Here is a 10,456-nt window from a genome sequence, read left to right as displayed (position 1 = left end):
AGACTCGAACTGATGACCTTCGGGTTATGAGCCCGACGAGCTACCAACTGCTCCATCCCGCAATATATTTTTAGTTCAATCGTCCTTTTTGTGTTAAAAAGCAAGATATCTTTACCTCCGAATTGGAGCACAAAGATATATTTTGTTTCTTTGTAATCCTAATTAAATTAAAAAAAATGTCGCATAAAGCAGGATTCGTAAGCATCATCGGTAAACCTAATGCAGGTAAGTCTACGCTAATGAACGCTTTAGTGGGTGAAAAGATGTCTATCATCACTCCTAAAGCTCAAACAACAAGACACCGCATTATTGGAATAGTCAATGATGAGGAGCACCAAATTGTCTTTTCAGACACACCTGGTATCATCAAACCAAACTATTCGTTACAAGAATCAATGATGAATTTTGTCCAAGGATCGCTGATCGATGCGGACATTATTTTACTTGTTACAGATATCAATGAAAAATATGATGAAAATGATGTTATTGAGAAATTAAAAAAAACAAGTTCTCCAGTAGCTGTTCTTATCAATAAAATTGATAAGTCTAACGAAGCTGAAGTGATGGCTAAAGTAGAGTTCTGGAAAGAAACGATCAACCCAGAAGTTATTTTTGCGGTATCAGCACTTCTTAATCATAATATCACTGGAGTAATGGACTATATCAAGGAAAAACTTCCTGTACATGCTCCTTACTATGAAAAAGATGAATTAACAGACAAATCAATGCGTTTCTTTGTTTCGGAAATGATTCGCGAAAAAATATTCAAACTGTATGACAAGGAAATTCCTTACAGTACTGAAGTCGTTGTTACATCTTATAAAGAAGAACCGAAGATCACTCGTATCGCTGCAGAAATCATTGTGGAGCGTGATTCACAAAAGAATATCATCATCGGTACCGGTGGATCAATGATTAAAAAAGTCGGCACGTACGCTCGCCAGGATATTGAGGCATTTATTGACAAAAAAGTCTTTCTTGAGGTTTTCGTAAAAGTAATTCCAGATTGGAGAAGTAAGAAAAATTACTTAAAAAGATTTGGTTATGACGACTAATGCTAGAAAATAGTTTTTAGTACAAATGTTAACCAGCATACAAAAGCCCCATTAGTGATCAACTTATTGGGGCTTTTCTCTTAATAAAAAATGCAAGACAAACGCGCTTAATTTCGCTTAAAATGTGCTAAAAGTGCCTGTAGCTGTTTTAAGTTCAACACTTTTCTCAACTCTTCTTCTGGAGCCTCTTTAATCTTCTTAACAGATTTAAAGGTAGTCAGTAATTTCTCTACCGTAGTCTTACCTATGCCAGGAATATCTTCGAGTTCAGATACAAAAGTTTTTCGGCTACGTTGATTTCTGTGAAAAGTAATTCCGAACCGATGGGCTTCATCCCGCAAGTGTTGAATGATTTTAAGAGTTTCCGATTTTTTATCCAAATAGAGAGGATATTGATCACCCGGATAATACAGCTCCTCCAGCCGCTTAGCAATACCAATTACTGTAACCTGTTTCTCTATCCCTAATAATCGCAAGCTTTTCAAAGCGGCCCCTAACTGTCCCTTACCCCCATCAATAATAATCAACTGAGGTAAATCACCATCTTCTTCCAAAACCCGCTTATATCGCCTATATACAGCCTCCTCCATCGTGGCAAAATCATTTGGACCTACTACTGTTTTAACATTGAAGTGTCGGTAATCCTTTTTTGATGGCTTACCATCTTTAAAGACTACAATAGCAGATACAGGATAACTACCTTGAATATTAGAGTTATCAAAACATTCAATATGCTGAGGCAAGACATTTAACCGCAAATCTTTCTTCATCTGCGTTAAAATACGATCTACACGTACATCTGGATTCAATTTCTCATAATGTAGCAATCGTTCTTTTTTAAAGAACGCTACATTCTTCAACGATAGATCCAATAGTTTTCTCTTTTCCCCTAGTTTTGGAACCGTAAATTTGATCTGATCATTTTCCTGAATATCCAGTTCAAATGGAACGATAATTTCTCGTGATAAGCTTTTAAACCGATCCCGGATCTCAGGAATCGCTAAAGCAAGAAGTTCTTGTTCAGTCTCATCCAGTCGCCGCTTCATTTCAACAGTCTGTGTTTGAATGATTACCCCGTTCATCACTTTTAAATAATTAACAAAAGCATAACTTTCATCCGATGCAATACTGAAAACATCAACATTCGTGATAGATGAATTAACAACTGTAGACTTACTCTGATACAGATCCAGTTTATCTAATTTCATCTTAAAGGAATGCGCCTTTTCGAAATTCATTTCCGATACTGCAGCAGACATCTGCTCTTTAATCCTATTCGTGACAACAGAAATTTTACCATTTAAAATATCTTTAATATCACTCAGATTCTGATCATAATCTTCTTCAGATTGATAACCTTCACATGGACCTTTACAGTTGCCAATCTGATATTCAAGGCAAATTTTGAATTTACCCCTAGCAATATTCTCCTGAGTCAGTGCCAAATTACAGGTCCTTAGCGGAAAAAGATCCCGGATTACGTCCAATACAATGTGCATCATCCCTACAGAGGCATAAGGACCATAATACCGAGAGCCATCTTTAATATATTTACGTGTCCAAAAAACTCGGGGAAAGCGTTCATTTTTAATGACAATCCAAGGATAAGTTTTATCATCTTTTAATAATACATTATACTTGGGCTTATGTTTCTTAATCAATGAATTTTCCAGCAACCATGCATCAATCTCCGTATCTACAATTGTAAAAGAAATACGGTTGATCTGACGAACTAATACACGCGTCTTACCGTTATGTTGCGTTTCATTCACAAAATAAGAACCAACCCGATTCCTGAGATCTTTAGCTTTACCGATATAAATCAGGACATCCTGTTTATCAAAATACTGATAAACCCCAGGCTTATGTGGAATTCTTTTAAGCTCCTCTTTATAATCAAACACGCTCATATATAACAAATAAGCCAGATAACAAATTTCGAAAAACTCAATTATCTGGCTTTATATCTTTATTTAATAAAATTTAAAAACCTAATCGATCATCATTTAAGTTTGATTCCGAACCCGTGCTGTCTGCTCCGGAGCTTCCGCCCCCTCCCCAGTACTTAGAACAGTCGACTACTCGCGTTAGCCCACCTTCAGGAAGTTCAAAATCGCCCTTCGTATAATTGAGGTTTTTATCTGCATACACCTTCTGCATATAAAGTGCAAATACAGGCATTGCTGCTGCAGCTCCCTGCCCGTCTTGCATATTCGCAAAACTAATACTACGATCTTCAGCTCCTGTCCAGACACCCGACACCAGTTCAGGAGTGATCCCGATAAACCAAGCATCAGCATTATCATTGGTTGTACCCGTCTTTCCTCCGATTGGATTCGTCAGATGATATTTCCATTGAATTCGTCTTCCTGTACCTTTCGAGACAACCGATTTTAACATGTCTACAATAATATAAGCAGACTCACTGTTCAAAGCCTTAACAACTTTAGGTGCCTTTTCATAAATAGGAGTTCCATTCTTATCTTCGATCCTCAAGATCGCATTAGGTTCAATCCAGGTACCATGATTTACAAATGCCGAATAAGCACCAACCATATCAAATACAGAAGCTTCATATGCTCCAAGTGAAATGGATGGATAGTTCGGGACATCACTGGTAATACCCATACGTTTCGTCAATGCAGCAACTGCCTCCGGTGTAACTTGATTCACCAAATATGCAGTCGCATAATTCTGAGACAAGGCCAATGCATTAGCTAAAGTAATCGGATTCCCACCTTCAGCTGTACCCCTTGGTGTCCAATTTCCATAAGTCTGTTGATAATTTGGAATACTGTAACATGGAGAGTAGCCATTATCAACTGCGACAGCATAAGTAAATGGCTTGGCAGTTGAACCGACCTGTCTCGTCCCCATTTTTACTTGATCATACTTGAAATGCTCAAAATTTATTCCACCGACCCAAGCCTTGATATGTCCAGTTTTTGGTTCCATCGACATCATTGCATTACGTAACATCAATTTATTGTATTTGATAGAATCAATCGGAGCCATAACAGTATCCACAGAACCCTTCCAAGTGAAAATAGACATCGGAACTTTTACCTGAAATGCTTTCTTGATTTCATCTTCAGAAAGTCCATTTTCCTTCAAAACACGGTAGCGTTCAGAACGTCGCATACCTGTCGTCAGTAACTTGGCTTTATCTCCTTTAAAAGGATCCTTATTTTTCCATTGTACAGCAAACTTACCCTGTAAAGATTTCATCCATTCTTTCTGGGCATCTTCAGCATATTGCTGCATGGACATATTAATTGTTGTATAAATTTTCAACCCATCACGATCCAGATCATAAGGTGTACCATCCGATTTGGTAATCGATAATTTTGAAAATTCTTTCTTGATTTCTTCTTTTAATACCGCACGAAAATAAGGTGCTAAACCTTCCCCATAATTGGCGATTTTCAATTGTAATCCCAATGGTTTAGCTTGTGCACTAGCCTCTTCCTCTGTAGAAATGAAATTTGCTTTATTCATATTGTCCAAGACTGTATTTCTACGCGCTAATGCGTTTTGCGGATACCTGACAGGAGAATAAACGCCCGGACCTTTCAGCATACCCACTAATAAAGCAGCTTGGTCTGCAGTAAGTTTATCAGGAGTTGTATTGAAATAAGTACGTGCGGCTGATTTAATACCATAGGTATTATATGCTCCAAAGTCCACTGTATTGAAATACATGGTGATAATCTCTTCTTTGGTATAATTACGCTCTAAACGAACAGCAGTTATCCATTCCTGAAACTTTTGAATGATACGCTTAGGAGCACTTTTAGCACGACCGTCTGAAAATAAATTAAGAGCTAATTGCTGTGTAATCGTACTCCCTCCTTGTTTATTTCCAGTTAAAGTGTGGAAAATGACCGTAAAAGTACGTGTATAATCAATACCGGAGTGATCGTAAAAACGCTTATCCTCTGTTGAGATCAAGGCATGTATCAAGTAAGGTGACAACTCACTATACTTCACATTTGACCTATTTTGAATATAATAAGTACCTAAAACCTTATTATCTTCCGTTATAACTTCCGAAGCTAAATTACTCTTAGGATTTTCTAAATCACTAAAAGACGGTAACTTTCCAAATAACCCCAGGCGAACACTAAATATAAATAGAAACCCAAAAGCTATTATTCCAATAATAAATTTCCAGAAATTACGTGTGTACCGCTTAATATCTTCTGGTTGCAGTTGGTTTTTTTTTGATTCTCTCTTCATTGAACCTTATTCTTTCTCGATTTGATCATTATAAAATATGATGACATATGCCTCCGCTACAATATCAGATAATGTGCCAAAGATTATGTGCATGACAACAAAGATATTACAAATATTTTGAGGAATCTTCATTCGATACAACATCCGTTAAAAAAACACTGAAAAAGAATCAATTACTACAAAAAAGAAACTTTAAACCAATCGCACATTTCAGTCTTTAAAACCATTTTCTAAATAAAACAGATCGCCTTTGATTGGTTCAAAAACAATCCTTAGGGTATGATCCTAATTTTTCAATATCGCTAAAGCTTGGTATTTCAGAAATTTAGTTTAGATTTAAAAACAAATCAATTGTCTGTCATTCGTGACAGGCAAAAACATATAGATTATTAAAATAAATGATAAAGCTATAGGCCAGTAAATCGTTTAAAAGCCTATCTAAAAAATAAAAAACAGTAAAATATGCAAGTCAACACTTCAAAAAGTCTATTTTTCATTTTTTTAACCGTACTAATTGACGTCATTGGTTTAGGTATTATTATACCTGTAATGCCTAAATTAATTGAAGAATTGATTGGCGGCACATTAAGTGATGCATCGCGATATGGTGGTTTGCTCATGTTTTGTTATGCATTAACTCAATTCTTCTTTGCATCCGTGTTAGGTAATCTCAGTGACCGATTTGGTAGAAGACCCATCCTTTTAATATCACTCTTAGGCTTTTCTATCAACTATTTACTCATGGGGTTAGCTCCAACCATCCTGTGGTTATTCATCGGTAGGTTTATAGCAGGTATTACAGGAGCCAGCTACACAGTAGCTGCTGCATTTATAGCAGATATCAGTTCGCACGAGAAAAAAGCTCAGAATTTCGGATTATTGGGAGCTGCATTTGGCTTAGGTTTTATAGTAGGTCCATTGCTAGGAGGGTTATTGGGGCATTATGGTGCCAGAATACCGTTTTTCGCAGCAGCATTATTAAGCTTTTTGAATTTCTTATATGGTTATTTTTTCATTCCAGAATCATTAAAAAAAGAAAACAGAAGACCTTTCAGATGGAAAAATGCAAATCCGGTAGGTGCCTTCAAGCAACTTGCTAAATACCCGCATCTAAAACAATTATTTTTTTGCATCTTTCTGATAAACATCTCTTCTCATGCCGTACAAAGTACTTGGTCATATTACACCATGGAAAGATATCAATGGGATGAAAGAATGGTTGGTATCTCTTTGGGTTTTATAGGTATGTTGTTGGCTATAGTTCAAGCCGGACTGATTCGAATTATTATTCCAAAATTGGGATTAGAAAAAAGTATTTTAATTGGATCTGGACTCTACGTGATATCGATGCCCTTAATGGGGATGGCATACGCTCCATGGTTAATTTTCCTAGCCGTAATACCCTATGTATTTGCGGGAATCGCAGGGCCAGCTATCCAGAGCCTTGTATCCAACGAAACGCCATCGAATGAGCAGGGACAGATACAAGGTGGATTAACAAGTATTATTAGCTTAACAGCCATTATAGGCCCTCCCGTCATGAGCTGGTTGTTTGCTCACTTTACAGATAAAAAAGAAGCCCTTTATTTACCAGGAGCTCCTTTCTATCTAGGATTCGTACTTACAGCAATCAGTTTTATTGTTGCCTGCTTCTTTTTTAAAAAGAAACAGAAAGTTTAAGCTTTTTCGATCAAACAAACAGCATATGCTACTACCCCCTCTTGTCTTCCGACAAATCCCATGGATTCATTCGTCGTTGCTTTGATCGAAATATCATCAACGTCCAAACCTGAGGCCTCCGATATTTTAGCCTTCATCTGTCCGATATACGGTTTAATTTTAGGAGCCTCCAGGCATAGCATAGCATCAATGTTCCCTATGGTATACCCCTTATCTCCAATTAGCTTAACACAATGTTTCAGTAAAACAAGACTGCTAATACCTCTCCATTGCTCATCTGTATTTGGGAAATGATAACCAATATCCTCTAAATTTGCGGCCCCCAGGAGCGCATCACAAATGGCATGAGCCAAAACATCCGCATCCGAATGGCCGAATGCACCAGCATGATGATCCAATTCTACTCCACCTACTATAAATGGATGCCCCTCTTCTAATTGATGGACATCAAAGCCAAATCCAACTTTAATTTTCATAATAAAGCTAAGGTAACATTTTAAATTATCATCCTTACCATTAAATCAAACGCAAAACTTATTTGTTAACAATCAGATTTTAATCTAATATATAAGAGATCCTTCACTGATGATATTTCACAAAAAAATAGCGTCTAATTTCTTAGACGCTATTTAAATACGTTTAATTTCTATTTTAAACCGTTGTTTCTTCTTCTACAGGAGCAAATTGATCAAAAAGATCATTGAAAGCTTCATAATCTTCATCACCATTAGGTTCAAAGACCTGAATTCCTTTTTCTTTTGCATATGCTAGAATTTCTGGATTAACACCCTCCTCAGCTACAACCGCTACATCGGTGAAGTCCAAAGCACCTTTATAGATGTTGACATAACTACCGTCACCATAACTAGCAACATCATCTTTTGTCAATGCACCTTCAGGGGCAATTTCTCTGTATTTATCGCCTAAAGTTCCGGAGAACTCTTCGTTATACAACGAATACATAACTTTGGCACCTTTAAAAGTAGGATCATCTTTATATGTCGTCTTTAAATAAGCCGGCACTAATGCTGAAAACCAACCGTGGCAATGTACCACATCTGGTGACCAACCTAACTTCTTAACCGTTTCCAGTGCTCCTTTACAAAAGAACACAGAACGCTCATTGTTATCATTAAAAAATTCTCCATTCTCGTCACGAAAAACTTTTTTCCGCTGAAAATAGTCTTCATTATCCAAAAAGTAAACCTGCATACGTGCCGCAGGCAATGAAGCTACCTTAATGATTAGCGGATTGTCATTGTTATCCACCACAATGTTTAAGCCTGACAGACGAATTACCTCATGCAATCTATTTCTACGCTCATTAATATTACCAAAACGAGGCATAAGAATACGGATTTCAAATCCTTTCTCTTGCATAGCCTGTGGCAATTGACGCGTGATTTCAGAAATTTTAGTTAATTCGAGGAAAGGCGACATCTCGTGGGTTATAAACAATATCTTCGTTTTTGCCATCTCCAGTTTTTATTTATTTTATTTTTATTAGAACAGTAAAATCGGTCTACAAAGATACAAAAAATATCCCGACAATACAATTCCTTACAAATCATCGTTTTATATTCACAAATATATTCCCCACTTTTGCCCTGTATTAAAATTTCTAAAAGTGAGAATTTTCGAGACTAAAAAAGAGCTCCAAGATTACCTGGAAACAGCACGAATCAACAAACAAAAAATAGCTCTTATCCCAACAATGGGTGCACTACATGAAGGACATATCTCTTTACTGAATTATGCAAAACCTTTATCAGATGTCACCGTTTGCAGTATTTTTGTCAACCCAACACAATTTAACGACCCAAAAGATTTAGAAAAGTATCCAAGACCCATTGAGCATGATATCGCATTATTAGAAGCTGCTCATTGTGATGTCTTATTCTTACCGACCGTAGAGGAGATGTACCCTGATCCAAATGAAAAATGGCACATTGATCTAAACGGATTAGATACTATATGGGAAGGGAAAATGAGACCGGGGCACTTTCAAGGTGTAACGCAAGTCGTTTACAAATTATTCGCCTTAGTGCAACCAGATATTGCATGCTTTGGTCAAAAAGACTTCCAACAGGTCATGGTTATTGAACATATGATCAAGGTAAAGCAATTACCGATCACCATTGCATTATGCCCAATCATCCGAGATGAAAATGGTCTTGCTTTAAGTTCAAGAAACATGCGCCTCTCATCCAATGGTAAAATACAAGCGTTAGCTTTGTCCAAAACACTTCTGTATATCAAAAGTAACTTTGGAAAGATACCTTTACTTCAATTAAATAAACAGGCAACAGAACTATTGAACTCCAGCGAAGGTATTACCTTAGAATATCTCGCTATTTGCGAAACAACGACATTGAAAGAAATCAAAACAATTGAACAAGATAAACAATATGTAGCACTTGTCACTGCGCGGGTCGAAGATGTACGGCTTATTGATAACATGATTTTGAATTAAATGTCACATTATACTTATTAACTTTACATTTTTACAAGAAAAATCTAACTTTGCCACATGTTTATAGAGGTAATGAAATCTAAAATCCACCGTGTTCGGGTTACACAGGCCGAGCTTAATTACGTTGGTAGTATCACAATTGATGAGGATTTAATGGATGCAGCAAATATTATTGCAAACGAAAAAGTTCAAATCGTTAACAATAACAATGGCGCTCGTTTAGAAACATATGTTATTCCTGGAAAAAGAGCTTCCGGTACCATCTGCTTAAATGGCGCTGCAGCAAGATTAGTTCAAGTGGGTGATATTGTGATCATCATATCGTATGCACAAATGGAAATGGAGCAAGCTAAAAAGCATATTCCTAGCTTGGTTTTCCCAGATGACAACAATCAACTTATAAAATAATATTTAAATAATACACTTTCAATAGAAAGCTACGTTTATTTTCAATAATTTAGCACTCGTATTAAGCGGGTGCTTTTTTATTACCTACATGTCAAAGAATATATATATCAGAAAGATCTTAGCATCAATGCAATTGACATTGATCAGCTTGATCATTATTTCTGGTGTTATTTTCATGCACAAAGAAGTAAAATCAAACGGAGAGATTGTCATGCACAATCACCCCTACGATTTTACAAACGATCAGCCCAGACCGCAAGAATCCGACGATCAAATTGATTTCCTCAATGTCGTCTACAATCAGAACTTTGTTCAAAGTGAATTTATCGTTTTTGAACAACCCATTCGAACTGTCGTTCATATCTACAGTTATCAAGTCTACACACCGGTTGTCACCAATCGTGTCGTCGATCACGCTTTCTCAAGGGGTCCTCCAGATTTTGCTTAAAATAAAATTAGTTATTGCATTCATCCTTATTATCAAGACGAATGCTATTCGCCGTGCGATAGCACGACGCATTGCGTCGTGCTGTAATTTATTAATTATTTTAAGTAAATAATGTAACCATAGTGGACATAGCTGGTATGAAAATATACATGG

General features: G+C 36.7%; 9 protein-coding genes. 5 read left to right on the top strand and 4 right to left on the bottom strand.

Annotated elements, in window-relative coordinates; all coding sequences use genetic code 11:
• Positions 1 to 176: 176 nt before the first annotated feature.
• Positions 177 to 1,055 (top strand): GTPase Era, encoded by an 879-nt coding sequence (era, locus tag WH188_RS13690; protein ID WP_132769161.1) that lies wholly within the window; start codon positions 177 to 179, stop codon positions 1,053 to 1,055.
• A 107-nt stretch (positions 1,056 to 1,162) separates the two neighbouring features.
• Here era and uvrC read toward each other — a convergent pair whose 3' ends face one another.
• Positions 1,163 to 2,965, bottom strand: a complete 1,803-nt coding sequence (uvrC, locus tag WH188_RS13685; protein WP_168127583.1) for an excinuclease ABC subunit UvrC — start codon at positions 2,963 to 2,965, stop codon at positions 1,163 to 1,165.
• A 73-nt stretch (positions 2,966 to 3,038) separates the two neighbouring features.
• The gene (locus tag WH188_RS13680) at positions 3,039 to 5,294 is read right to left on the bottom strand and encodes a transglycosylase domain-containing protein (protein ID WP_132769164.1); all 2,256 of its coding nucleotides are present in this window, start codon (positions 5,292 to 5,294) and stop codon (positions 3,039 to 3,041) included.
• 462 nt (positions 5,295 to 5,756) lie between these two features.
• On the opposite strand from WH188_RS13680, the gene WH188_RS13675 reads away from it, so the two are divergent.
• Entirely contained in the window at positions 5,757 to 6,974 is a 1,218-nt protein-coding gene (locus WH188_RS13675; protein ID WP_132769166.1) for a TCR/Tet family MFS transporter, read from the top strand.
• Here WH188_RS13675 and ispF read toward each other — a convergent pair.
• Both ispF and WH188_RS13665 read right to left on the bottom strand, forming a co-directional pair.
• Positions 6,971 to 7,450, bottom strand: a complete 480-nt coding sequence (gene ispF, locus WH188_RS13670; RefSeq protein ID WP_021190240.1) for a 2-C-methyl-D-erythritol 2,4-cyclodiphosphate synthase — start codon at positions 7,448 to 7,450, stop codon at positions 6,971 to 6,973. The genes WH188_RS13675 and ispF overlap by 4 nt on opposite strands.
• A 175-nt stretch (positions 7,451 to 7,625) precedes the next feature.
• Entirely contained in the window at positions 7,626 to 8,450 is an 825-nt protein-coding gene (locus tag WH188_RS13665; RefSeq protein ID WP_031288421.1) for a glycogen/starch synthase, read from the bottom strand.
• Positions 8,451 to 8,601: 151 nt separating this feature from the next.
• On the opposite strand from WH188_RS13665, the gene panC reads away from it, so the two are divergent.
• From panC to WH188_RS13650, 3 genes are all read left to right on the top strand, one after another.
• Positions 8,602 to 9,447, top strand: coding sequence for a pantoate--beta-alanine ligase (gene panC / locus WH188_RS13660; RefSeq protein WP_021190242.1), 846 nt, complete (start codon positions 8,602 to 8,604; stop codon positions 9,445 to 9,447).
• A 57-nt stretch (positions 9,448 to 9,504) separates the two neighbouring features.
• The gene (gene panD, locus WH188_RS13655; protein ID WP_031288422.1) at positions 9,505 to 9,855 is read left to right on the top strand and encodes an aspartate 1-decarboxylase; all 351 of its coding nucleotides are present in this window, start codon (positions 9,505 to 9,507) and stop codon (positions 9,853 to 9,855) included.
• Between the two features lie 88 nt (positions 9,856 to 9,943).
• Positions 9,944 to 10,303 (top strand): hypothetical protein, encoded by a 360-nt coding sequence (locus WH188_RS13650; RefSeq protein WP_237682821.1) that lies wholly within the window; start codon positions 9,944 to 9,946, stop codon positions 10,301 to 10,303.
• Positions 10,304 to 10,456 lie beyond the last annotated feature (153 nt).

The sequence above is a fragment of the Sphingobacterium sp. MYb388 genome (genome assembly GCF_037479535.1).
Taxonomy (GTDB): domain Bacteria; phylum Bacteroidota; class Bacteroidia; order Sphingobacteriales; family Sphingobacteriaceae; genus Sphingobacterium; species Sphingobacterium anhuiense.
Note: the sequence above shows the minus strand (reverse complement) of the source record. Positions and strands in the feature narration are given on the sequence as shown.

Bases quoted from the DNA above. Each gene is read 5' to 3' on its own strand.
- era (WP_132769161.1), top strand. From the start codon at position 177: ATGTCGCATAAAGCAGGATTCGTAAGCATCATCGGTAAACCTAATGCA.
- uvrC (WP_168127583.1), bottom strand. From the start codon at position 2,965: ATGAGCGTGTTTGATTATAAAGAGGAGCTTAAAAGAATTCCACATAAG.
- WH188_RS13680 (WP_132769164.1), bottom strand. From the start codon at position 5,294: ATGAAGAGAGAATCAAAAAAAAACCAACTGCAACCAGAAGATATTAAG.
- WH188_RS13675 (WP_132769166.1), top strand. From the start codon at position 5,757: ATGCAAGTCAACACTTCAAAAAGTCTATTTTTCATTTTTTTAACCGTA.
- ispF (WP_021190240.1), bottom strand. From the start codon at position 7,450: ATGAAAATTAAAGTTGGATTTGGCTTTGATGTCCATCAATTAGAAGAG.
- WH188_RS13665 (WP_031288421.1), bottom strand. From the start codon at position 8,450: ATGGCAAAAACGAAGATATTGTTTATAACCCACGAGATGTCGCCTTTC.
- panD (WP_031288422.1), top strand. From the start codon at position 9,505: ATGTTTATAGAGGTAATGAAATCTAAAATCCACCGTGTTCGGGTTACA.
- WH188_RS13650 (WP_237682821.1), top strand. From the start codon at position 9,944: ATGTCAAAGAATATATATATCAGAAAGATCTTAGCATCAATGCAATTG.